At 69.2% G+C, this 22,543-nt stretch carries 18 protein-coding genes; 4 read left to right on the top strand and 14 right to left on the bottom strand.

Annotation, left to right across the window (positions count from 1 at the left end):
• Positions 1-45: 45 nt before the first annotated feature.
• From WQ56_RS00270 to flhB, 8 genes are all read right to left on the bottom strand, one after another.
• Positions 46-2,010 carry a chemotaxis protein CheA gene (locus tag WQ56_RS00270; RefSeq protein ID WP_047135071.1) on the bottom strand — a complete coding sequence of 655 codons (1,965 nt, stop codon included), beginning with the start codon at positions 2,008-2,010 and terminating at the stop codon, positions 46-48.
• 3 nt (positions 2,011-2,013) lie between these two features.
• Complete coding sequence (locus tag WQ56_RS00265; RefSeq protein WP_156170184.1) at positions 2,014-2,583, bottom strand: protein phosphatase CheZ; 570 nt, start codon at positions 2,581-2,583, stop codon at positions 2,014-2,016.
• Between the two features lie 47 nt (positions 2,584-2,630).
• Positions 2,631-3,023, bottom strand: coding sequence for a chemotaxis response regulator CheY (locus WQ56_RS00260; RefSeq protein WP_047135069.1), 393 nt, complete (start codon positions 3,021-3,023; stop codon positions 2,631-2,633).
• Positions 3,024-3,045: 22 nt separating this feature from the next.
• Entirely contained in the window at positions 3,046-3,801 is a 756-nt protein-coding gene (locus tag WQ56_RS00255; protein WP_047135068.1) for an RNA polymerase sigma factor FliA, read from the bottom strand.
• Entirely contained in the window at positions 3,798-4,649 is an 852-nt protein-coding gene (locus WQ56_RS00250) for a MinD/ParA family protein (protein ID WP_047135067.1), read from the bottom strand. Before WQ56_RS00250 ends, WQ56_RS00255 begins: the two co-directional genes overlap by 4 nt.
• Positions 4,636-6,171 carry a flagellar biosynthesis protein FlhF gene (flhF, locus tag WQ56_RS00245; protein WP_047135066.1) on the bottom strand — a complete coding sequence of 512 codons (1,536 nt, stop codon included), beginning with the start codon at positions 6,169-6,171 and terminating at the stop codon, positions 4,636-4,638. The genes WQ56_RS00250 and flhF overlap by 14 nt, the downstream gene beginning before the upstream one ends.
• Positions 6,172-6,337: 166 nt before the next feature.
• Entirely contained in the window at positions 6,338-8,407 is a 2,070-nt protein-coding gene (gene flhA / locus WQ56_RS00240; RefSeq protein ID WP_047135304.1) for a flagellar biosynthesis protein FlhA, read from the bottom strand.
• An 8-nt stretch (positions 8,408-8,415) separates the two neighbouring features.
• Positions 8,416-9,549: a flagellar biosynthesis protein FlhB gene (flhB, locus tag WQ56_RS00235; protein ID WP_047135065.1), complete on the bottom strand. Its 1,134-nt coding sequence runs from the start codon at positions 9,547-9,549 to the stop codon at positions 8,416-8,418.
• Between the two features lie 130 nt (positions 9,550-9,679).
• Here flhB and WQ56_RS00230 point away from each other — a divergent pair, with 130 nt between their 5' ends.
• The 4 genes from WQ56_RS00230 (at position 9,680) to WQ56_RS18355 (ending at position 18,425) form a co-directional block, all read left to right on the top strand.
• Positions 9,680-12,907, top strand: a complete 3,228-nt coding sequence (locus WQ56_RS00230; RefSeq protein WP_082132103.1) for a type VI secretion system Vgr family protein — start codon at positions 9,680-9,682, stop codon at positions 12,905-12,907.
• A complete protein-coding gene (locus WQ56_RS00225) occupies positions 12,907-16,248 on the top strand; it encodes a phospholipase D-like domain-containing protein (protein WP_052772730.1) in 3,342 nt (1,113 codons plus the stop codon). The genes WQ56_RS00230 and WQ56_RS00225 overlap by 1 nt, the downstream gene beginning before the upstream one ends.
• A complete protein-coding gene (locus WQ56_RS18360; protein WP_156170138.1) occupies positions 16,245-17,936 on the top strand; it encodes a hypothetical protein in 1,692 nt (563 codons plus the stop codon). Before WQ56_RS00225 ends, WQ56_RS18360 begins: the two co-directional genes overlap by 4 nt.
• A 339-nt stretch (positions 17,937-18,275) precedes the next feature.
• Positions 18,276-18,425 carry a hypothetical protein gene (locus WQ56_RS18355; RefSeq protein WP_156170136.1) on the top strand — a complete coding sequence of 50 codons (150 nt, stop codon included), beginning with the start codon at positions 18,276-18,278 and terminating at the stop codon, positions 18,423-18,425.
• Between the two features lie 297 nt (positions 18,426-18,722).
• On the opposite strand, the gene fliR is transcribed toward WQ56_RS18355, so the two are convergent.
• The 6 genes from fliR to fliM all read right to left on the bottom strand — a co-directional run bounded on the left by fliR (position 18,723) and on the right by fliM (position 22,534).
• Positions 18,723-19,520, bottom strand: a complete 798-nt coding sequence (gene fliR, locus WQ56_RS00215) for a flagellar biosynthetic protein FliR (protein WP_047135063.1) — start codon at positions 19,518-19,520, stop codon at positions 18,723-18,725.
• A gap of 28 nt (positions 19,521-19,548) precedes the next feature.
• Positions 19,549-19,818, bottom strand: a complete 270-nt coding sequence (locus WQ56_RS00210; RefSeq protein ID WP_047135062.1) for a flagellar biosynthetic protein FliQ — start codon at positions 19,816-19,818, stop codon at positions 19,549-19,551.
• On the bottom strand, positions 19,815-20,579 hold the full coding sequence (gene fliP / locus WQ56_RS00205) for a flagellar type III secretion system pore protein FliP (RefSeq protein WP_047135061.1): 765 nt from the start codon (positions 20,577-20,579) through the stop codon (positions 19,815-19,817). The genes WQ56_RS00210 and fliP overlap by 4 nt, the downstream gene beginning before the upstream one ends.
• Before the next feature lies 1 nt (position 20,580).
• Positions 20,581-20,943, bottom strand: coding sequence for a flagellar biosynthetic protein FliO (gene fliO, locus WQ56_RS00200; protein WP_047135301.1), 363 nt, complete (start codon positions 20,941-20,943; stop codon positions 20,581-20,583).
• 236 nt (positions 20,944-21,179) lie between these two features.
• Positions 21,180-21,524, bottom strand: a complete 345-nt coding sequence (gene fliN, locus WQ56_RS00195) for a flagellar motor switch protein FliN (protein WP_047135060.1) — start codon at positions 21,522-21,524, stop codon at positions 21,180-21,182.
• Positions 21,521-22,534, bottom strand: a complete 1,014-nt coding sequence (gene fliM, locus WQ56_RS00190; RefSeq protein WP_047135059.1) for a flagellar motor switch protein FliM — start codon at positions 22,532-22,534, stop codon at positions 21,521-21,523. Before fliM ends, fliN begins: the two co-directional genes overlap by 4 nt.
• Positions 22,535-22,543: the final 9 nt, after the last annotated feature.

The following is a 22,543-nucleotide window of genomic DNA, read 5'->3' as shown; positions in this document are numbered from 1 at the left end:
CGATATCGGCGCGGTCCGCGGCGACTTGAGTCGCGGCCCCTGCGCTCAGGGCCCGCGCAGCGCGTCGACGTCGAGGATCAGCGCGAGCCGCCCGTCGCCGATCAGCGTTGCGCCGGCGTAGCCGGGCAGTCCGCGCAGCGCCCGCGGCAGCGGCTTGATGACCACCTCCTCGCGGCCGCGCACTTCGTCGACGACCAGCCCGAAGCGGCTGTCCCCGCGCTGCAGCACGACGATGGTCAGCAGGGCGGCCTCGAGCGCGGGCCGGTCGAGCCAGTGGCGCAGGTCCAGCAGCGAGAGCGTGTGCGAGCGGCGGTCGAGCGCGGCGCGTCCGTCGAACCAGTTGACCGTGTGCGCCGGCGCGTGCAGCACTTCCTGCACCCGCGCCAGCGGCAGCGCGTAGGCATCGCCCGCGGCATGCACCAGCAGGGTCGGCAGGATCGCCAGCGTCAGCGGTACGCGCAGCGTGAAGCGGCTGCCACGGCCGAGCTCGGACTGCACCTGGATCTGTCCGCCGAGCTCGCGGATGCGCGACTGCACCACGTCCATGCCGACGCCGCGGCCGGAGATGTCGCTGACCTCGTTGCGGGTCGACAGGCCGGCCAGGAAGATCAGGTGCAGGCATTCCTCGGCATTGAGGCGCGCGGCCGACTCGGCGTCGATCAGGCCCTTCTCGCGGGCCTTGGCGCGCAGGCGCTCGGGGTCGATGCCGGCGCCGTCGTCCTGGACCTCGATCCCGACGTAGTCGCCCTGCTGCTGGGCGATCAGCCGGACCTTGCCGGCGCGCGGCTTGCCGGTCGCCTCGCGCAGCTCCGGCGTCTCGACGCCATGGTCGATCGCGTTGCGCACCAGGTGGATCAGCGGATCGGCCAGCGCCTCGACGAGGTTGCGGTCGAGCTCGGTGTCGGCGCCGACCAGCTCCAGGTCCACTTCCTTGTCGAGCGCGCGCGCCACGTCGCGGGCGACCTTCGGAAAGCGCGAGAACACCTTGCCGACCGGCTGCATGCGCGTGCGCATGACCGCGCCCTGCAGGCGGGCAGTGGCGTTGTCGAGCGTGGCGACGGCGCGGTCGAGGTCCTCGTCGCGCAGCCGTGCGCGCAGCGTCTTGAGGCGGTTGCGGGCCAGCACCAGTTCGCCGACGAGGTCGACGATCGCGTCGAGCCGGCGGGTGTCGACGCGGACCGTCTGCTCGCGCTCGGCCGGTGCCGGCGCAGCGCCGGCGGGTTTTGCAGCGGCGGGCGGCGCGGCGCGGGGTGCGGGGACCGGCGCTGCGGGAACCGCCACCGGCGTCTGCGCCGCGACCGGCTGCGCGCCGGGTGCGTGCGCACCGTGCAGTTGGTCGAGCAGCGCCTCGAATTCGTCGTCGTCGATCGTGTCGGCGTTGCCGGGCGCGGCGCCTGCGCCCGGCGCGGCCGTGCCGTGCAGGCGGTCGAGCAGTGCCTCGAACTCGGCGTCGTCGATCGGATCGTCCGGCCCGGGGGCAGGCGCGGGCACGGATGTCCCCGGCGCGGCGGCGCCGTGCAACTGGTCGAGCAGCGCCTCGAACTCGTCGTCGTCGATCATGTCGCCGCCGGTAGTGGCGGGCACCGCGGCCACCGGCGCGGCGCGGGGCACGGTGGCCGGCGCCGCGCGCGGGGCGGCGTCCAGCGCGAAGCCGGCGATCAGCTCGGGCGGGGCATGCGGCACGTCGGTGCCGGCCTCGACCGCGTCGACCATCGCCTGCAGCCAGTCCAGCGACTGCTGCGCGGCGTCGAAGTGCCGCGGCAGCAGCGTTGCCGTGCCCGAGCGCGCGGCGCCCAGGGTCTCCTCGGCGGCGTGGCACAGCGTCACCAGCGCGGTCGCGCCGAGGAAACCGGCGCCGCCCTTGAGCGTGTGGAACGCGCGGAAGACCGCGTTGAGCTGCTCGCGGTCGTCGGGCGTCTGCTCCAGCTCGACCAGCTGCCCGCCCAGGTCGACGAGGAGCTCGCGCGCCTCGAGCACGAAATCCGCGGCGATGTCGGGCGGGAACTGCATGGCTCAGAGTCCCAGGCGCGAGAGCAGGTCGTCGGCGTCGTCCTGGCCGACGGTGCCGCCGTCGAGTCCGGCGACGGCCGGGCCGGAGGCGCGCAGGCGATCCTCCTGCGGATCGGATGGCGGCAGGCCGAGCGCGCCGAAGCCTTCGTGCACGCCGCGTACGATGCCGGCCACGCGGCGGATGATCTGGCCGCCCAGGTCCTGGTGGCTCTGCGCCAGCGCCATCTCGCGCAGGTTGTCACGCAACGCGTCGATCGTCGCGATCTGTGCGGCATCGAGCGCGCCGGCGCGCAGTGCGCCGACCCGGGCGCGGCTGTCCTCGATCAGGTCCAGCGTGCGGTGCGTGGCCTGCTCGGTCATCGTCACCACGTGGTCCAGACGGGCGCAGGCATCGTCCAGGCCGCCGTCGGCGGGCGCAGCAGGCAGGGTGTCGAGCGCCTGCGCCAGCTCGCGCGCCAGCCGGCCCAGGCCGTCGACGGGCGTGCGCGCGCGGGCGGCGGCGAGCGCATCGACCTGCCGGCGCCAGCCGGCCTCGTCGCCGCGCTCGAGCGCTTCGAGCGCGTCGTGCAGCAGACCGGCGAGCTGGCCGCGGTCGACGGCGACCGTCGCAGCGGTCGCGGTCACGCCGCGTTCCCCAGGCGCTCGAAGATCTTGCCGAGCTTCTCGGCCAGCGTCTGCGCGGTGAACGGCTTGATGATGTAGCCGTTCACGCCGCTCTGCGCGGCCTCGATGATCTGCTCGCGCTTGGCCTCGGCGGTGACCATCATCACCGGCAGGGCGCGGAACTTGGCGTCGGCGCGGATCGCGCGCAGCAGCTCGATGCCGGTCATGCCGGGCATGTTCCAGTCGGTGATGACCAGATCGACCGCATCCTGGCGGAGCACCGCCATCGCGCTGTTGCCGTCCTCGGCCTCGACCGTGTTGTTGAAGCCCAGGTCCGACAGCAGGTTCTTGACGATACGGCGCATCGTCGAGAAGTCGTCGACCACGAGGATACGGATGTTCTTGTTCAAAGCGGGCTCCACGGGTGGGGCATCAGTCGGCGTCGCCGATGCCGGTGTCTGCGAGTTCGAAGGCGGACAGGCGGCCGCGCAGGCGGACCACGGCCTGGCCGTGGATCTGGCACACGCGCGATTCGCTCACGCCCAGCACCGCCCCGATCTCCTTGAGGTTGAGTTCCTGTTCGTAGTAGAGCGACAGCACCAGGCGCTCGCGCTCGGGCAGCAGATCGATCGCGGCGACCAGTTCGCGGCCGAACTCGCTGCGCACCAGCTGCTCCTGCGGCGTCGGGCCGCCGTCGCGGTTGGCCGGCTCGACCTCGCCGTGGTCCTCGACGTGCGAGTCCAGGCTCAGGACCTGGCCGCGCGCGGCGTCCTCGAGCAGGCGCTGGTAGTCGGCGAGCGGCATCTGCAGCTTGGCGGCCACCTCCTGCGCGCTGGCGGCGCGGCCGCTGGCCTGCTCGATCTCGCGGATCGCGGCCGCGGCCTCGCGGGCCCGGCGGTGCACCGAACGCGGCACCCAGTCGCCGCGGCGGATCTCGTCGATCATCGCGCCGCGGATGCGGATCGAGGCGTAGGTCTCGAACGAGGCGCCCTGTTCGGCGTCGTAGCTGCGCGAGGCCTCGAGCAGGCCGATCATGCCGGCCTGGATCAGGTCGTCGATCTCGACGCTCGCCGGCAGGCGCGCGGCGATGTGGTGGGCGATGCGGCGCACCAGTTCGGCGTGCACCACGACCGGGTCCGGTGCGCTGGTGCGCTGGACCGCCTGGTACTGGCGGGCGGCGGCGTTCATGCCGCCGCTCCCTGGCGCAGCAGCCGGTCGACGAAGAATTCGACGTGGCCGCGCGGCGCGGTCGGCGCCTGCCAGCGGGCGACGCGGCGCGCGATCTCCACCAGCGCCTGCGACGACGGGCTGCCCGGGTAGGCGCGCACCACGGCCTGCTGGCGCTGCACCGCCGTGCGCAGCCATTCGCACTGCGGCACCGCGCCCAGGTAGTTCAGCGAGACGCCGCCGATGAAGCGCTCGCACACGCGCGCGAGCTTGTCGTAGAGCGCGCGACCCTCCTGCGGGCTGCGGACCATGTTCGCGACCACCTGCACCCGGTCGACGCCGCGCTCGCGCGCGAGCACCTTGATCAGCGCGTAGGCGTCGGTGATTGAGGCCGGCTCGTCGCAGACCACCACCACCGCGTCCTGCGCGGCCTGGCAGAAGGTCAGCACCGAATCGGTGATCCCCGCGGCGGTGTCGACGACCAGCAGGTCGAGCTCGTGCTGCAGATCGTTGAACACGTTGACCAGGCCGGCGTGCTCGATCGGACGCAGCTCGGCCATGTGCCGGCGGCCGGAGGCGGCGGGCACGATCAGCACGCCCGCCGGCCCCTCGATGATCGCCTCCTCGAGCGTGCAGCGTCCGGCGACGAGGTCGGCCAGCGTGAACCGCGGCGACAGGCCGAGCAGCACGTCGAGGTTGGCCAGGCCCAGGTCGGCGTCGAGCAGCATCGTGCGCTGGCCCATGCCGGCGAGCGCGATGGCGAGGTTCGCCGACACGTTGGTCTTGCCCACGCCGCCCTTGCCGCCGGTGACGGCGAGGGTGCGGACGGGCTTGAACGGGGCGGCGGCGGGACGGTCAGGCGACGGCATGGTCGTGCTTCTGGGAGTCGGGGTTGTGGAGATCGTGCGTGGGGACGATCGGCTTATCGGCATCCCGGCGGAGATCTTCAAGGCGGAGTGCGAGATGGGCGGCATTGGCGCGGTGCAGGTCGTCGGGGATGCGCTGGCCGTCGGCGATCCAGGTCAGCGGCAGGCCGTGGTCGACCGCGACCGAGAGCACGCTGCCCAGCCGTCCGGTCTCGTCGAGCTTGGTCAGCACCGCACCCTGCGGACGGGCGCCCTCGAAGCGGCGGACGACTTCGTCGAGATCGGCGAAATGGGTGTTGGCCGGCAGCACCAGCAACGTGCGCACCTGGCGCGCGGCGCGCAGCCAGTGCAGCTGGCCGGCGAGCGCGCGGTCGCGCTGGCTGAGCCCGGCGGTGTCGACCAGCACCAGCCGATAGTCCTGCAGCCGCTGCAGCAGCTGGATCAGGCCGGCCTCGCTGTCGGCCTCGTGGACCGCGATGCCCAGCTGGCGGCCGTAGCTGTGCAGTTGCTCGCGGCCGCCCACGCGCACGGTGTCGGTGGTCACCAGCGCGACGTCGCGGGCCTGGTGGCGGGCGGCATAGCGCGCGGCGAGCTTGGCGATCGTCGTGGTCTTGCCGGCGCCGGTCGGGCCGACCAGCGCGATCACGCCGGCCTCGTCCAGCGGGTCGATGGGACAGATCGGCAGGCGCCGCGACAGCAGCGCCAGCATCAGGCCGCGGACGCGGTGCGCCGGGGTGTCGGCCGGGATCTGCAGCGCGACGTCGCGGGTGATACCGGCATCGAAGCCGTAGTCCTCCATCAGCTCCATGACCTGGCCGCGGGCCGGCGAGCCGCGCAGGCGCTCGTCGGTCAGGCGCGCCATCTCGCGTTCGATCATCTGCCGCATCTGCGCCAGTTCGTCGCGCATCTGCGCCAGCTCGCCGTCGCTGGCCGGCGCCGGCGGCGCGGGCACGGCGACGAGCGCGGGCGTCGCGGCGACCGGCGCGGCAGGGGCGGGCGGCGACGCGGTGCGCAGGGGCGCCGGCGACGGAATCCCGTCGTCCTCGGCGGTCGGCTGGGCGTGCTGGGGCCGTCCGCGACCCAGCAGCTCGGCGAACGACGGGAATCCGGCGCCCGTCCCGGTCGTCCGGGCGGCCTCGGCGTGCGCGGGCCCGGGCGTGGGCGCGGTGGCCGACGCCGCGACCTGCGGCTCCGGACGTGCGACGCGCGCGAGGGCCTGCGGGGCCGTCTCGGCCCCGGCCGGCGCCAGCTCGCGCAGCCAGCGTTCGGACGGCGATTCGCTGCCGGCGTCCGGCTCGCGCGCGTCGACCGGTGCCGCCGTCGCCGCTGCCGCCGGCGTCTCGCGCCGTTGCGCCTCGTCGAGGGCGCGCTGGACCACGCTCTCGTCGTAGTTGCTCGCGGCCACGATTTCCACGCCTTCGTCGGTGCGGCGGTTGGACAGGATCACGGCGTCTGGCCCGTGTGCGGCCCGCACCATCTGCAGGGCGCTGCGCATGTCGGCGGCGACGAAACGGCGGATGTTCATGGGCAGGGATTCGGGATAGGGGAGTGGGGATTCGCAAAAGCCGACACCGTCCTCAGGTGGGGCGCGCGCTTGTTCGTGCTCGGTTTCAGACATCTCATTGCGTTCTCTCCGCATTCGCAGGACTCGCCGTTACGAATCCCCACTCCCCGATCCCGAATCCCGGCCTTCAACTGATCGTCCCCAGCAGCTTGAGCCGCTTGTCCTCGGGCACTTCCGTGTAGGACAGCACCGAGAGGTTGGGGACGCTGTGCCGGACCAGGCGCGCGAGGGCGGCGCGGACCTGGCCGGGCACCAGCACCACCGCCGGTTCGTTCCTGGCCTCCTGCTGGCCGGCGCAGTTGGCCAGGCTCTGCTGCAGGCGTTCGGCCAGGCCCGGTTCCAGCGCGGCGCCGGTGCCCTGCGCGGAGTCGTGCAAGACGCGTTCCAGCGCGGGCGCCAGCGTGTAGACCGGCAGCTCGGTGGCGGGCCCGGCGATCTCCTGGACGATGAAGCGGCCCAGCGCGTTGCGCACCGCGGCGGTGAGCTGGCCGGGGTCCTGGGTGTGCGCGGCGTGCTCGACCAGCGCCTCGGCGATGCGGCGCAGCTGGCGGACCGGGATGCGCTCGACCAGCAGGTTCTGCAGCACCCGCACCACCACCGCCAGCGGCAGCGCCTTGGGCGTGAGGTCCTCGGCGAGCTTGGGCGCGCTGCGTGCCAGGGTCGCCAGCAACTGCTGCACTTCCTCGTGGCCGAGCAGCTCGGGCGCCTGCTCGCGGACCAGGTGCGAAAGATGCGTGGCGACCACGGTGGCCGGGTCGACCACGGTGTAGCCCGAGGCCTCGGCCTGGGCGCGCTGGATCGGCAGGATCCACAGCGCGTCGAGCCCGAACGCCGGGTCCTTGCCGGGAATGCCCTCGATCGGCGGCAGCGCGCCGCCCGGATCGAGCGCCAGCAACCGCTCGGGGTGCACCTCGGCGGTCGCCACCGGCACGCCGTGGACCAGCAGCCGGTAGGCGGTGGGCGACAGTTCGAGGTTGTCGCGGATGTGCACCGGCGGGATCAGGAAGCCGATGTCCTGCGTGAGCTTGCGGCGCACGGCCTTGATGCGGGCCATCAGCTCGCCGCCCTGTGCCTTGTCGACCAGCGGGATCAGCCGGTAGCCGACCTCCAGGCCCAGCGGGTCGACCGGGCGCAGGTCGTCCCAGCCCAGCTCGGCATTGGCGGCCTGCTCGGGCGCGGGCAGGGCGGGGTCGGGATCGGCCGCCGCGCGCTCGGCCTCCAGGCTGCGCTTGCGCATCGCCCAGGCGCCATAGCCGACGATCGCCGCCAGGCTCAGGAACGCCACGTTCGGCATGCCGGGCACCAGGCCGACCACCAGCAGGATGGTCGCGGCGATCGTCAGCGCCCGATGCTGGCCGAACACCTGGCCGGTCACCGCGCCGCCCATGTCCTGCTTGCGCGAGGCGCGGGTGACCAGCAGCGCGACCGCCGAGGACACCAGCAGCGCCGGGAGCTGCGAGACCAGGCCGTCGCCGATCGACAGCAGCGTGTAGGTCGCCGCCGCGTCGCCGAACGCCATGCCGTGCTGGAGCATGCCGATCGCCAGACCGCCGGCGACCGTCACGAACAGGATCAGGATGCCGGCGATCGCGTCGCCGCGGATGAACTTGCTGGCGCCGTCCATCGCGCCGTAGAAGTCGGCTTCCTGGCGGACCTCCTCGCGCCGGGCCTTGGCGTCCTCGCGGGTCAGCAGGCCGGCGTTGAGATCGGCGTCGATCGCCATCTGCTTGCCGGGCATCGCATCGAGGATGAAGCGCGCGGTGACTTCCGACACCCGCCCCGCGCCCTTGGTGATGACCATGAAGTTGATGATCGTCAGGATCGCGAACGCGACGATGCCGACCGCGAAGTTGCCGCCGACGACGAACTCGCCGAACGATTCGATCACGTTGCCGGCCGCGCCCGGGCCGTTCTGGCCGTGCAGCAGGATCACGCGGGTCGAGGCCACGTTCAGCGCCAGGCGCAGCATCGTGGTCATCAGCAGCACGATCGGGAAGATGCTGAAGTCCAGCGGTCGCTGGACGTAGACCACCGCCAGCAGCACGACCAGCGAGATCGCGATGTTGAAGCTGAAGAGCACGTCGAGCACGAAGGGCGGCAACGGCACCACGACCATCGCCAGCAGCGCCAGCACCAGCAGCGGCGCGCCGAGTCCGTGGCGCAGCAGCTCGAAGATGCGCTTGGGGCCGGCCTGCATCACCGCGCTCACGGCCGCGCCCCCGGTGCGCTTTCGTCGACGTCCACGTCCGACAGCTCGGGATACGGCTGGCCCGGGCTCCAGCTGCGCAGCTGGTAGACGTAGGACAGCACCTGGGCGACGGCGGCGTAGAGCTTCACGGGGATTTCCTGTCCGATCTGCGCCTCCCGATACAAGACCCGTGCCAGCGGCGGCGCCGACACCAGCGCGATGCGGTGCTGCTCGCCGACGGCGCGGATGCGCAGCGCCATCTCGTCGACGCCCTTGGCGACGACCTTCGGCGCACGCATCGCCTCGCCCTCGTACTTGAGCGCCACCGCGTAGTGCGTGGGGTTGACCACGATCACGTCGGCGCCGGCCAGGTCCTCCATCATCCGCCGCTGCGACATCTGCTGCTGCATCTGGCGGATGCGGCCCTTGACCTCCGGCCGCCCCTCGCTTTCCTTCATCTCCTCGCGCAGTTCCTGGCGCGTCATCTTCAGCTTCCGCCGCCAGTTCCATTTCTGGTAGGGCGCGTCGAGCAGCGCGAGCAGCAGCAGCGCCGCCGATGTCGCCAGCAGCATCCAAAGCGCGAACCCGAGCCCGGCGCCCGCCGCGGCCTCGAGGGGCTGGTCGAGCATCGTGCGCAGGCGGTGCAGACCCGGCCACAGGAACAGCGTCGCCGCCGCGCCGACCAGCGCCACGCGCAGCAGCGACTTCAGCAGTTCGGCCAGGCCCTCGGGCCCGTAGATGCGCTTGAGCCCGGCCAGCGGGTCGAGCTTCTTGAGGTCGGGCACCAGCCCCTTGGTGGAGACGTTGAACCCGCCCATCAGCGCAGGCGCGACGAAGCAGGCCAGCAGCAGCACCAGCAGCAGCGGCGCCAGAATCCACACGAAGCCGAGCATCAGGTCGCCGGCGTGGCCGAACAGCATCCGCGGCGATTCGAGCATCGCCAGGTCCGGGGTCAGCGCCCCGCGCATCCAGTCGAGCGCCCGCGCCGACAGCCCGCCGCCCATCGCCAGCAGCGCACAGACGCCCGCGCCGAACACCGCCACCGTCGACAGTTCGCGCGAGCGCGGCACGTTGCCCTTCTCCCGCGCCTCGCGCAGCCGTTTCTCGCTTGGCTGCTCGGTCTTTTCCTGACCGTCCTCGTTTTCGGCCATCGTCGCCGGCTTCGCTGGTACCCGGCAGACGCCTGCAAGGCGCGTGCCGCGGCAGGACGCGGATTTTGCGTGGCCGCGCCGGGATGGCACACTCTGCCGACAGGGTGGAAGACCTGTAGGAGCGATACCCATGGACGACATCGCGCTGCGCAATGCCTTCGCACGGCTGATCGGACCGGACGCGGCCACGCGGCTCCACCGCATCGAGCTGGCGTCCGCCACGCCGTTGCTGGTCGAACGCTGGCAGGGCGACGAGTGCCTGTCAGACCGCGCCGACTGGCAGGTGGACGTGCTCTGCACCGATGCCGGTCTGGCATTGGAGGACTGGCTCGGCGCACCGGCCCGGCTGCTGACGCGGTTGGCCGATGGTGGTCAGGCCGTTCGCAGCGGACTGGTGCGCGAGGCGGCCCTGCTCGCCGCCGATGGCGGCCTGGCGCGGTACCGGCTGCATCTGGCGCCGTGGACATGGCTGCTGCGCCAGGGCCGGCACAGCCGCGTCTTCCAGGAGCGGCCGCTTGCCGAGATCCTGGCGTCGGTGTTCGCCGACTACGCGCCGCTGGCCGCCTGGCGTTTCGGCGACGAGGTCGCCGGTTTTCTCGCGCAGGCCAGGCCGCGCAGCTACTGCGTGCAGTACCGCGAGACGGATTTCGACTTCGTGAGCCGGTTGCTGGCCGAAGAAGGGCTGGGCTGGCGGATCCAGGAGGACGCCGAAGCCGCGGCCGGGCATGTCGTATGGATCTTCGCCGACAGCACGTTGGCGCCGGAAGACCCGACGTCTGCGGCGCACGGTGGCCTTCGCTTCCATCGCAGCGACGCGACCGAGGCCCAGGACGCGCTCCTGACCCTGGGGGGACGCGGTCGCATCGGCAGCAACCGCCTGACCCTGCTCAGCGACGACTACCGCAGCGTCCGTGCGCTGGGGGCCGGGATCGCACTTGAGTCGACCGGGGCGGAGGGGCCCCTCGAGGCCTACGACCCGGTCGGGGCCTACGCCTTCGCCGACCAGCAGGAGGCCGAGCGCTACGCTCGGCTGATGGCACAGGCCGACGAGGCCGGGCGCGATCGCTGGCTCGGCGACACCACTGCCCGCGGCTTGCGGGCCGGTACCTGGTTCCGCCCGACCCAGCTGGACGGCCAGGTTGCGCCGGACGCGCTGCTGGTGACCGCGATCCGGCAGGTCGGCATCAACAACCTGCCGGTCGACGTTCGCGACGCCGTCGATGCGGCACTGGGCCCGGCGCCCGACGACGACGACGACGCGCTGGCCGGGCTCGCGCGGCGTGCCGCGTCGATCGGCCATGCCGCCCGTTTCGAGGCCCTGCCGCGCGACCGGCCCTGGCGCCCCGTGCTGGAGGACGGCACGGGGGCCCGGCTCAACCCGCGCCCGACGTCACCCGGCTACCAGACCGCCATCGTCGTCGGCCCGGACGGCGCCACGGCGCCCGACGGCGTCGACGAGTTGTACTGCGATGCGTTGGGCCGGATCCGGGTGCGGTTCCACTTCCAGCAGGGCGATCGTCCGGACGACCGCGACAGCTGCTGGCTGCGCGTGGTCCAGCGCTATGCCGGCCCCGGGGTGGGCAGCCAGTTCCTGCCGCGGATCGGCCAGGAAGTACTGGTGGCGTTCCTGGAAGGCGACATCGACCGGCCCCTGGTCGTCGGCGCGCTCTACAACGGCCGCGGCGAGGCCGGCGTTCCGGCGACGCCCGGCGGTGCCACCGCCCAGGCCGACGCCAGTGCCTATGCCCAGGCGGGCGACCACCGGCCGAGCGCGCAGGCCAACCTCGCCGGCGGCCACGCACCGCCCTGGCATGGCATGGGCGGCGGCGACGAGGCCCACCGAAACGACGCCGCGCTTTGGGGCCTGCAGTCCAAGGAATGGGGCGGCTCGGGCCACAGTCGGCTGGTGTTCGACGACAGCGACGGCCAGTTGCGGCTGCAACTGGCGACCACCCAGGTCGCCAGCCAGCTCAACCTGGGTCATCTGATCCATCAGGCCGGCAACTACCGCGGCAGCTTCCGCGGCGAGGGATTCGAGCTGCGCACCGACGCCTGGGGGGCCGTGCGCGGCGAGGCGGGGCTCTGGCTGACCGCCTACGCCCACGCGCCCGGTACCCCGGCGGGCGAGGCCGTGCCGCAGTCCGCGCTGCTGGCCCAGGCGCAGACGTCGGCGAAGACATTCTCCGATGCCGCCGCCACCCACCTGACCGTGGCGCTGGCCGCGCACCTGGGCAGCGGTCGGGCCGGCGCCTCCCGGCTGGACGAGGCGCTCGCGCCGGTGCCGGCGTTGCACGCCAGCGTGCGCACCACGGTCGGCGCGGCCGGCTTCGACGACGCGCGTGCCGACGCCGCAGCGCGTGCACCGACGCCCGGCGACGATCGCGTTCCGCATCTCGGCGATGCCGTGCTTGGCCTGTCGGCGCCGGCCGGCATCGGCCTCGTGGCCGGTCAGAGCCTGACCTGGTCGGTCGGCGAGACCCTGACCCTGGCCAGCGGCGGCGACAGTCACCTGGCCGTCGCCGGCGACCTGCGCGCCCACGCGGGCCAGGCGATCGGCCTGTTGGCCGCCTCGGTCGAGGGCCAGACCGAGGCGATCTCGCTGAGCCTGGTGAGCGGCGAGGGCGAGGTCGACCTCCAGGCTCAAAACGACGAGGCTCGCCTGCGCAGCCGCGACGGCATGCGCATCGTCAGCGCGAACGCCGCCGTCGACCTGGCCGCCGGCAAGACCGTGCATCTCGCAACGGCCGGCGGCGCCAGCCTGACCATCGAAGGCGGCAACATCGTCATCGCGTGCCCTGGCGAGATCCGCGTGCATGCAGCGAAGAAGTCGTTTGGGGGGCCGGTGCAGATCGCGCGCCCATTGCCGGTCATGCCCCAGTCGACCCCCGATGATCAGACGCCTATTTTCAAGTTCACCGTGCAGGACATTCCCGGGCCGATCGGCGTGCCGATCGAAGGCGAACAGTGGCGGATTGTCAGGACAGCGTCCAAGCAAGGGAATGCGAGCAACGTGCTGGGTCCGGGCACCTGGAAGGAAGTTTTGCTGGAAGGCAAAACGGACGCCTCTGGCGAGGTCAAGCTCTCCGATGCGCAGAGCAAGCAGGTCTGGGATGCGGTGAGCTGCCATCCGGGCCGGGTCTATCTGGTCCATGGCCTTCACGCGGTCGCGCTCAAGCGCACCGCATTTGCGATGAGCGACGGGCAGAAAGCCATCTTCGATACGCTCGAGGCTAACAATTACATCCGCACATTGGATGAAATTCCAGAACAGGCGAAGCTCGGCGAGATGGTCGGAAGCGTGGAGTATCAGTTCGATACCCCGCTGTCCGGAGATCCCAAGGACCGGACGAAGATCTGATGTTGGACGATCCCACACAGCCGCTTCCCGCGGCGAGCGCGTCGGTTGCGGACCAGCGCAATTCTCACGTTGGCGGCAATTACTTCTCCACGCGCGGCGCACAGTTTTCGCCGCTCCGGATGGGAAACACTGCGGAGGCATACATCAATGGGCGCACGGCCATGCAGGCCATGGCCCAGGCGATCCGCGCTGCGGAGAAATTCATCCTCATCGCCGACTGGCAGATGAACTTCGATGTCGAGTTGGACAGCCGCGGCAATCCGGATCATCCCGATCGCCTGAGCGAACTGCTGTTCCATGCGATGGAGCGCGGAGTGGACGTGCGCATCCTGCTGTACGACAGCATCGAAGCGGCCGCCTACACGCATGAGAACGAGAACCTTGAAACGCTGTACCAGGTGCAGGAGCGCTTGAGTCCCAGCGCGATGGGCAGCGTGGAAGTGGCACTGCAGAATCCCGCGTCTGGCCGGGAGGATGGGACGAACCTGTTTTTCTCTCATCATCAGAAGATGCTGTTGATCGACGGACGGGTGGCTTTCCTCGGCGGGTTGGACTTCGCCCACGGCCGCTGGGACGACGGCAATTTCGACGTGGTTTGCGATCCGCGCATCCATGTCATCAATGACCACTACAACAATTGCCTGCCCAAGGGACGGCAGCCGACCGACGACGAATGGCGAATGACGAGAACTGGCCTGGGGCGCGGCCTGAACGACCGGCCCGGCTTTGCGGAACCGTATCTGCCTGGACTCGTTGTGGCTCTGGATCGCTTCAAGGAGATGTGGGCCAATGGGGAAACCTTGGCCGAGCTCGCCAGCTACGCCGACAAGACCGCAGTCGAAGGCCCGGCATTGCGCGCGATGGTCAAGGTGCTGGCGGACATCCCGATCGATGGATACCGGGATGTCGCCAGGATCATCGAAACGGTGGGCGACGTGTTCGAGTCGATCGGGCGATGGGCGCGCGAGGCGGACCACAAGTACCGCGAGGCGACTTCGGCGGCCTCGCGCGCATGGGACGAAGCCATGGCGGGAAATGTGGAGGAAGCGGGGACCTATGCGCTTCGTGCATTCTCGAGTCTAGTGCCCAACCCCGTGACCGAGTTCCAGAAATCGATGGCGGCGCTGCGCGAGAACGTGGACGCTGTATTGCGGCATGTTCGCGAGAATGGGCCGGCGGTCGTGGATGCGGTAACGGGATACGCCCGCGATCCCGAGTCGCTGCTGGAGGATGTCAAGGGGCTGCTCGACAGGATCGAACAGGCGTTCAATCGGCTGTGGACCTGGATCAACACCCCCATCGAGCGCACTCAATTGCTGTCCAACCCGCGCTGGCAACCGCGGATGCCGTGGCAGGACGTGCACATGCAACTGCGCGGTCCGGCGGTGTTCGACGTGTTTCGCAACTTCGTCTATCGGTGGAATGCCACGGTTGTGCAGAATAGAGGAATGGCTTCACTCCACGGTCCGATGCTGTCGGCGGTGAACCTGGCGACGGGCGCAGTCAACCGCGTCCTGTCGCCGGAAAGCGCGATTCCGCAGCAGACGAAGATGGGCCGGGCCGACGGGTTGACCTCGATGGACGCCCAATGGCTGGCATCGATGGGCGGACGCGAGGCGCTGTTTGGCGATGTCACCCAGCCAGGAAGCAGCGGCAACATGGCGGTCCAGATCCTGCGCTCCTCCGGCAAGGCCTTGCACAAGCTGGAGAACAAAGGCATGGCGGATGCCGCCCTGTCGCTAGGCGACCAGCCCAAGGCGCCGGGTAGCGAACAGGACGACCGAAATGAGCTGCAGTCGATTCTCGATGCGATGCTTCAGTGCATCGGATCGGCCAAGGCCTACATCTACATCGAGACGCAGTTCTTCATTTCCGACTGTGGATACTCCAACGCCGACGGCGAGACCCTGCTCGCGAACATCGTCAAGAATGGCCGCAGCGGGGAGATGACCGGGAACGAAAAGATCTACGACAAGGCGGCCGGCACCGCGATTGCAGTGGCCGCGCCGATCGCGGACCGTGCACTTCCCGGTTCCCCTCTGACCGACTTGATCCGCAATCGTGCAGGTGAGCCGAGTCCGGCGAAGAACAGGATCGTCGAGGCCCTAGCCGAGCGTATCGGGGCTGCCATCGATGCAGGCGATCGTTTCCATGTGTACATCACCCTGCCAGTGCATCCGGAAGGCAGCATCTTCGACGGGCCGGTGGTCAAACAGCAATACTGGATCCAGCAGACACTGATGCGTGGAGAGAACAGCCTGATCAGGCGCATCTGTCGGAAGCTTGTCATGAAAGCCAAGCCGCACTTGAGCAGCGAACGCAGCGTACAGGAAGAGGAGATCGCCGAATTGGTGAACGATGGTGCTTGGCGGGCTTACCTCACCGTGCTCAATCTGCGCAGCTTCGGTGTACTGCAGGACGAGCAACAACGCCGGTTCGTGGTGACCGAACAGTGCTACGTGCACTCCAAGCTGATGATCGTGGACGACGCGGTGGCGATCATCGGCAGCGCCAATATCAACGATCGCAGCTTGCTGGGTAACGGCGACACCGAACTCGCGGCGGTAGTGGTGGACGGGGCCACGGAACCGCGGGATCTCGGTAATGGGCATAGGGTAGTGACGCGGGGGTTTGCGAGGGATTTGCGCATGAAGTTGTGGCGGAAGTTTTTGGGGATGGAGATTGCAGTCTGGGATGCGGGGCTGAAGCGGACCGGATTTACCAATCAAGCCGATATGGAGGGGGCGTCTGGGCAGCCACGCGAGGAATTCACCCCGCCGTTTTCATTGAACGCGCCGCTTCCGGGGAGGGTCGACCTCGACGAGCCGGTATCGGAGGCGACAGTGAACTCAATTAGGGAGCTTTCTGATCGGAATGCGAATATCTACGAAGAAGTATTCCGCCATGTCCCGCGCGACAGCATGTGGGAATACACCGCGGCCACCGATGGGTTCAAGGTGCAGGGGTATGAGCTGGATGAAGCGGGCAACCGCAAGCGGGGCAGCGATGGTCGCACCATCCAGAAGGTCGCCCGCTTTGCGGAGCCTCCGGCGCTGCAGCCGGCCTACATGCGCAAGCAGCCAGTCGTGGATGCGACCACAGGTGCGACCACCGATCTCGGAGAGCACGACGTGAAAGCTGCTTTTGCGAAGCTTAAGGAGTTGAGGGGATTCTGGGTGCGCATGCCGCTGGACTGGGGATATGGGATGAGCGACCCGGCGGGTGCGATACCGGCAGTCATCATCGCCAACAATTCAGGTGCTTCCGACGATGGTATGCGCGGCACGGCGCTGGCGTCGACCGGCCATCGACCCGGTGATGCAGGAGGATCGCGCACATGAGAAAGCCGATGTCGTGGACAGCAGCCATGCTGTGCGCTGCCGGGTTAATGCCGTTCGCGCAAGCGCAAGCCAACTGCACGGACAGGTCGCAGCCGCTGGCATCGCCGGTGGGCAATGTGCGGCTGACCTTGCAGCATAACTTCAATGGTAATTCCGGGCGTGCTGTCTTTACTGAAGTCCATGTGGAGGGTGTGCATCTGCGTTGGCCCCGAAAGCCGGAGCAAAAACCGGGGTTTGAGCCACTTGATGGCATCGTGATCTATGAACAACCCGACGGCGTTGGTGGCTGGCGGGTGTGTCGGGAGGAATTGTGGCTGAACCGCAAACTAAGCGGCCGGCTAGGTAGTGGGCCGGAAAACTGGAACTACCAGTTCCGACGGACGTCGATCGGTACGGCCAACCATCCTGCCGTACCTGTGCTTTATCAGGGGGCGCCTTTGCAGGAGCGCAACCCGATTCTGAAGCACGTCACCCCGCACTACTTCATGCACCAAGCCATTGGCTATTTTTATGATGCGCAGGGGCGGCTAGTCGAAGAGCGAGGCTTCGACAGCGACGAGATCAATAACAATCCCGTTTTGCGGAACAAAGTGCCGATCCGCCCCGAATCGTTGCATCACTGCATCCGCTATCACGTCGAGCGGCCACAAGAGGTGGCCTGGCATGGAGAATCGACGGGAGCTCAGCCTAGAGGCGGAGAACCAACGCCGCTGGACTGTGCGAAGTTCACCCGGACCAATTCCATTTGGAACGAGTACGACCTGCTGCCCGACGGCCGGAGTATACAGTTCGACAGCAGGCCAACTGACAAGGTGGCGCCGGACCATATCGACTATGCCAACAAGCAACTCTCCGGGGCCTGGTTTGGCGGTGGCGCGATCTATCCCGCGAGATCCGATGCTGGCTCTGCGGGGCAGGAGCCACCGCGAGTGGGCACCAGGTTCAGCGCCAACGAACGCCATGGCCTGACCTTCACACGTACACAGGGTCTGGGCTTTGGCGACCGTGACCGCACCGCGCTGTTTACCGACGACGTGTTGACGGGCCACGATCTCGACATCCAGTACAACTTTCCCTTCGAGCCCGTACCACTGGAGGTGGCGCGCAAGGGGCTGGACGATATCTACCGGTACCGTCGGGTGCGGGTGACCAGTGGCAGTCGCCTGGGAGCCACGATCTACGAAGAGTTCCTGGCGGGTTCGCATCTGCCGGTCCGGCGGATGTGGTCGAACATGAATGGAATTTTCCGCGAAGAATTCTTCAACGAACGCGGTCATCCGACTCGGACGATAAACCGAGGATATTTCGACCAGGATGCAGGCTATCCTGAAGACCTGCGTGCGTACGTCGCCGCGGGCGTGCTCAAGGTCACGCCGATTTCGGATCGGCATTTCGGCTTCCGAGTTTACGAGTACGACGCGAGTGGACGTGAGCGGTTGGCGCTGGTGTGCTGGGAATACGACACGGAGGAGAACAAGCCTTTCATGCCTTTCCCGTGGTGGAACGGCGAGCAGCCCAAGCAGTTCGCAAACCGGCAGGAGCGCGTTCAGTACTATCGGTTCAAGGTCAGCAAGCGCTGCGGACCGCCCGATGGCAGACGGTTCGTGGTGGAGACAGGCGAGATCGTGAACTACATGCGCAGGACCTACGACTGGGGCAACATGAAGTACAGCTACTACAATCATTGACATCGCATGCGGATGCCGTGACGCAGTGGCCGCGCCGATCGCGGACCGCGCGCCTCCTGGCTCTCCTCTGGCTGACCTGATCCGCAATCGTGCGGGTGAGTCGAGTCCGCCGAAGAACAGGATCGCCGAGGCCCTGGCCGAGCGCATCGGGGCTGCATCGATGCAGGCGATCGTTTCCGTGTGTACATCACCCTGCCGGTGCCGAGTTGGTAAACGGTGGTGCTTGGCGGGCTTACATCACCGTGCGCAATCTGCGCAGCTTCGGCGTCTTGCAGGACGAGCAACAGCGCCGGTTCGTAATGACAGAGCGGTGTTACATGCACTCCATGCTGATGATCTGTGGCGATCATCGGAAGTGCCAACGTCGAAGACCGCGGCCTGCCGGGCCACGGCGACACCGAGCTGACGACGGCAGTGGTGGACAGCGCCAGCGAGGTGCGCGGCCTGGGCAACGACCAGCGCGTGGTGACGCGCGCGATCTGCGCATAAAACTCTGGAAAAAATTCTTGAGGATGGGAGCGGAAGTATGGGATGCGGAGCGCCGTCAGAAGGCGCGACGACGCGTGTACGCGTCGCGACACTTGAACCGGATTCGTCGGTGATCCATATGCCTGATCGGGAGCGTGTTGGATGCAGAGGCCTTCCGTATACGGGATGACGTCACGATGTCGATCGGCGCTGGATTGCATCCCGTGGCGACATCCTCTGGGAAATGTTGTGCCATCGCGCGCCAGCGCGCTCCTACAGGCGACGCGGCGCCGCCGAAGCGGTCTCCACGCCGCGGCGTCACCGTCCCAGCGGCACCCGCGCGGCGGCGTCGAAGGCCGCGTCGTAGAGGCGCTGGATGGGCGGGCCGAGTTCGCCGGCGAGCACGGCGATCAGGAACAGGCCGACGAGGACGGAGATCGGGAGGCCGAGCTGGATCGGATTGAGGGCGGGGGCGGCGCGGGACAGCACGCCGAAGGCGAGGTTGACGGCGAGCATCGCGACCATCACCGGCAGCGCGAGGGAGACCGCGCCGCGCAGCACCAGGGAGAAGAATTCGGGCGCGACGCGCAGCGTGGCCTCGAGGTCGGGAAGCGCGGTGCCGATCGGCAGCGCCTCGTAGCTGCGCACGAGCAGGGCGACCAGGGCGAGGTGGCCGTTCGCCGCGAAGAACAGCAGGCCGAAGGCGAGGTAGAACCACTGGCTGATGATGCCGGAGTTGACGCCGCGCATCGGATCGCTCATCTGCGCGAACGACAGGCCGGTGCCCTGGGAAATCAGCTCGCCTGCGAGCGCACCGGCCTCGAAGACCAGGCGCAGCATGAAACCCATCGCGGCGCCGACCGCGAGCTCACGGGCGATCGACAGCACGGTGGCGGCGTCGAAGCCGGTCCACGCCGGCGGCGCGGGCAGGATCGGTGCCAGCGCCAGGCTCATCGCGAGCGCCGCCATGACCCGGATGCGGGCAGGAATGGCGCGCGTGCCGATCAGCGGCATCGCCATCAGCAACGCGCCGACGCGCAGGGCGGTCCACAGCAGGGTGCCGATCATGCCGAATGCGGCCTGTCCGTCGATCGCCATCTGCGTGGCGGCGTCCATCAGCGGTGGCCTCCACGCATCGCGCCGGTCAGCCGATCAGGTGCGGGATGTTGTGGAACAGCGTCGTCGTGTAGTCGACGAGGTAGCCGATCAGGAACGCGCCGAGCGCGAACAGCGCAGCCGTCAGCGCGACGGCCTTGGCGACGAACGCGATCGTCGGCTCGTTGATCTGCGTCGCGGCCTGGAGCACGCCGACGACCACGCCGACGACCAGCACCGTCGCGAGCAGCGGGCCGCCGACCCACAGCGCGACCTCGAGGCCACGGCGCAGTTCGGTGAGGGCGAGTTCGGGAGTCATGGCACGTTGAAGCTCGCCGCCAACGTCCCCACGGTCAGCACCCAGCCGTCGACGAGGACGAACAGCAGGATCTTGAACGGGGCGGAGACCAGCATCGGCGAGAGCATCATCATGCCCATCGACATCAGCACGCTGGCCACGACGAGGTCGATGATGATGAAGGGGATGAAGATCAGGAATCCGATCTCGAACGCGGTCTTGAGCTCGCTGGTGACGAACGAGGCGACCAGCACCTGGAACGGCACGTCCTCGGGTCCGGCGTAGGCACCGTGTCCGGCGAGGCCGGCGAACGTCATCAAGTCGGTCTCGCGCACCTGCGCCAGCATGAAGCCGCGCAGCGGCGCGGTGCCGAGGTCCCAGGCGGTGCGGAAGTCGATGCGGCCGTCGAGATAGGGCCCGAAGCCGGCATTCCAGGCCGATTCCCAGACAGGCGTCATGACGAGCGCGGTGAGGAACAGCGCCAGGCCGACGAGCACCTGGTTGGACGGTGTCTGGCCGGTGCCCAGCGCCTGGCGCAGCAGCGCGAGCACCACGATGATGCGGGTGAAGGCAGTGAGCACCAGCAGCATCGACGGGATCAGCGTGATCGCCGTCATCAGCAGCAGCGTCTGCAACGGCAGGCTCACCGGCGCACCGCCGATCTGGCCGACGGTCACGTCGGGCAGCGCGGGCAGTTGCGGTACGACGGCGGGAGCGGCGAGCACCAGCGCCGGCAGCAGCAGGCACAGCACGCCGGCGAGCGACGCGAGAAGGCGGGGCATGTCAGGAATCCTTGCGCAGGCGCTGGGCGAGCAGCTGCCTGAAATCGGGGAGCGACTTGAGCGTCGGCATGGCCAGCGGCGGCGCTTCGGCCAGGGGAGCGGGCAGCACGTGCAGGGTGCGCACGCCGCCGGTACCGATGCCCACGAGCAGTTGCTCGCCACCGACCTGCACCACGGCGGCGCGTTCCTTGCCGCCCAGCGGGATGCTGGCGACGACCCGCAGGCCGTCGGCCTGGCGCAGGCCGCTGCCGGGCAGGCGCTTGAGCAGCCAGGCCAGGCCGAGGATCAAGCCGAGCACGAGCACCAGCGCGACGAACGCGCCGCCCAGGCCCGGTGCCTGGGGCGCATGCGCGCCGACCTGCATCGGGGAGGCCGGGTGGCCGACGGTCGCGGTCGGGATGGTCGCGGAGGGCGCCGTGCCTGCGTTCGCGGCCGTCGTGGGCGCCGTGTCCCCGGCGACGCGCGGCGCGACCTCGCCGTGGGCCGGACCGGCATCGGATACGGCGGGTGCCGTTCCCGTTGCCGTCGTCGACGCCAGCGGCGCGGCCAGGGCCGATGCAGGGCCGACCGCGGCGGCGGCAGGGAAGGCGCCCGCGACGATCACCGCAGTCTCCGGATCCGTTCGCTGGGGCTGACGACGTCGGTCAGGCGTACGCCGAACCGGTCGTTGATCACGACCACCTCGCCATGCGCGATCAACGTGCCGTTGACGTACACGTCGAGCGGTTCGCCGGCGCCGCGTTCGAGCTCGATCACCGAGCCGCGGTTGAGCTGCAGCAGATTGCGGATCGGCATGCGCGTGCGGCCGACCTCCAGCGACAGCGCGACCGGCACGTCGAGGATGACGTCGAGATTGAGGTCGGCGGCATCGTCGGCGCGCTCGGCGCGCAGGTCGTCGAAACGGGCGGGTTCGGCCGCCAGGGCGGCGGGGTCCTGGGTGTTCATGCGGGCAGGTCCTGGGCGGGTGCGGGGCGCGGCGGCGGGGCGCCGGGCGGGCGGGTGTCGGTGATCTTCACCACATTGCAGCCGCCGGCGGTGCCGAAGCGGCCGGTGAAGACCGGGATGTCCTCGACGCAGATCGGGACCTCCTCGGGCAGGTCGATCGGCAGGATGTCGCCGACCTTCAGCCGGGTCAGGCGGCGCAGGTCGATCGTGCGCCGGGCGAGGATGCTCGACACCGTGACCTCGGCCGACATCAGCTGCTCGCGCATCGACACGTTCCAGCTTTCGTCGCGGTCGACGCGGTCGCTCTGGATGCCGGCGTCGAGCAGCTCGCGGATCGGCTCGAGCATCGAGTACGGCAGCGTGACGTGGATCTCGCCGCCGCCGCCTTCGAGCTCGACGTGGAAGCGGCTGACGACCACGTATTCGCGCGGCGTCACGATGTTGGCGAAATGCGGGTTGATCTCGGAGTTGATGTACTCGCACTCGACGTCGAGCACCGGCGCCCAGGCCTCGGTGAGGTCGGCGAAGGTCTGGCGCAGCATCAGCTGGATCACGCGCATCTCGGTCGGCGTGAACTCGCGGCCTTCGATGCGCGTCGGGTAGCGGCCGTCGCCGCCGAAGAAGTTGTCGACGACCGCGAACACCAGCTTGGGCTCGAACACGATCAGGCCGGTGCCGCGCAGCGGCTTGAACTTGATCAGGTTGAGGTTGGTCGGCACGTAGAGCTGGTGCAGGTAGTCGCCGAACTTGACCAGGTCGATGCCGCGCACCGACAGGTCGGCCGAGCGGCGGATCAGGTTGAATAGGCCGATGCGCCACAGGCGCACGAAGCGCTCGTTGACCATCTCCAGCGTCGGCATGCGGCCGCGGATGATGCGGTCCTGGCTGGCGAAGTCGTAGGTCCGCGCCTCGCCGGGATCGGCCTGGGGCTCGGTGTCCACCACGCCCGAATCGACGCCGTGCAGCAGCGCGTCGATCTCGTCCTGCGACAGCAGGTCGTTGGAAGTCATGCCGGTCGC

Source organism: Luteimonas sp. FCS-9, assembly GCF_001014645.1.
Lineage (GTDB): Bacteria > Pseudomonadota > Gammaproteobacteria > Xanthomonadales > Xanthomonadaceae > Luteimonas.
The sequence above is the reverse complement of the archived record's forward strand: the minus strand, read 5'-3'. Positions and strand labels throughout refer to the sequence as shown.

Coding starts and splice junctions, on each gene's coding strand:
- WQ56_RS00270 (WP_047135071.1), bottom strand. CDS start 2,010: ATGCAGTTCCCGCCCGACATCGCCGCGGATTTCGTGCTCGAGGCGCGC.
- WQ56_RS00255 (WP_047135068.1), bottom strand. CDS start 3,801: ATGAACGCCGCCGCCCGCCAGTACCAGGCGGTCCAGCGCACCAGCGCA.
- WQ56_RS00250 (WP_047135067.1), bottom strand. CDS start 4,649: ATGCCGTCGCCTGACCGTCCCGCCGCCGCCCCGTTCAAGCCCGTCCGC.
- flhF (WP_047135066.1), bottom strand. CDS start 6,171: ATGAACATCCGCCGTTTCGTCGCCGCCGACATGCGCAGCGCCCTGCAG.
- flhA (WP_047135304.1), bottom strand. CDS start 8,407: ATGCAGGCCGGCCCCAAGCGCATCTTCGAGCTGCTGCGCCACGGACTC.
- flhB (WP_047135065.1), bottom strand. CDS start 9,549: ATGGCCGAAAACGAGGACGGTCAGGAAAAGACCGAGCAGCCAAGCGAG.
- WQ56_RS00230 (WP_082132103.1), top strand. CDS start 9,680: ATGGACGACATCGCGCTGCGCAATGCCTTCGCACGGCTGATCGGACCG.
- WQ56_RS00225 (WP_052772730.1), top strand. CDS start 12,907: ATGTTGGACGATCCCACACAGCCGCTTCCCGCGGCGAGCGCGTCGGTT.
- WQ56_RS18360 (WP_156170138.1), top strand. CDS start 16,245: ATGAGAAAGCCGATGTCGTGGACAGCAGCCATGCTGTGCGCTGCCGGG.
- fliR (WP_047135063.1), bottom strand. CDS start 19,520: ATGGACGCCGCCACGCAGATGGCGATCGACGGACAGGCCGCATTCGGC.
- WQ56_RS00210 (WP_047135062.1), bottom strand. CDS start 19,818: ATGACTCCCGAACTCGCCCTCACCGAACTGCGCCGTGGCCTCGAGGTC.
- fliP (WP_047135061.1), bottom strand. CDS start 20,579: ATGCCCCGCCTTCTCGCGTCGCTCGCCGGCGTGCTGTGCCTGCTGCTG.
- fliO (WP_047135301.1), bottom strand. CDS start 20,943: ATGCAGGTCGGCGCGCATGCGCCCCAGGCACCGGGCCTGGGCGGCGCG.
- fliN (WP_047135060.1), bottom strand. CDS start 21,524: ATGAACACCCAGGACCCCGCCGCCCTGGCGGCCGAACCCGCCCGTTTC.
- fliM (WP_047135059.1), bottom strand. CDS start 22,534: ATGACTTCCAACGACCTGCTGTCGCAGGACGAGATCGACGCGCTGCTG.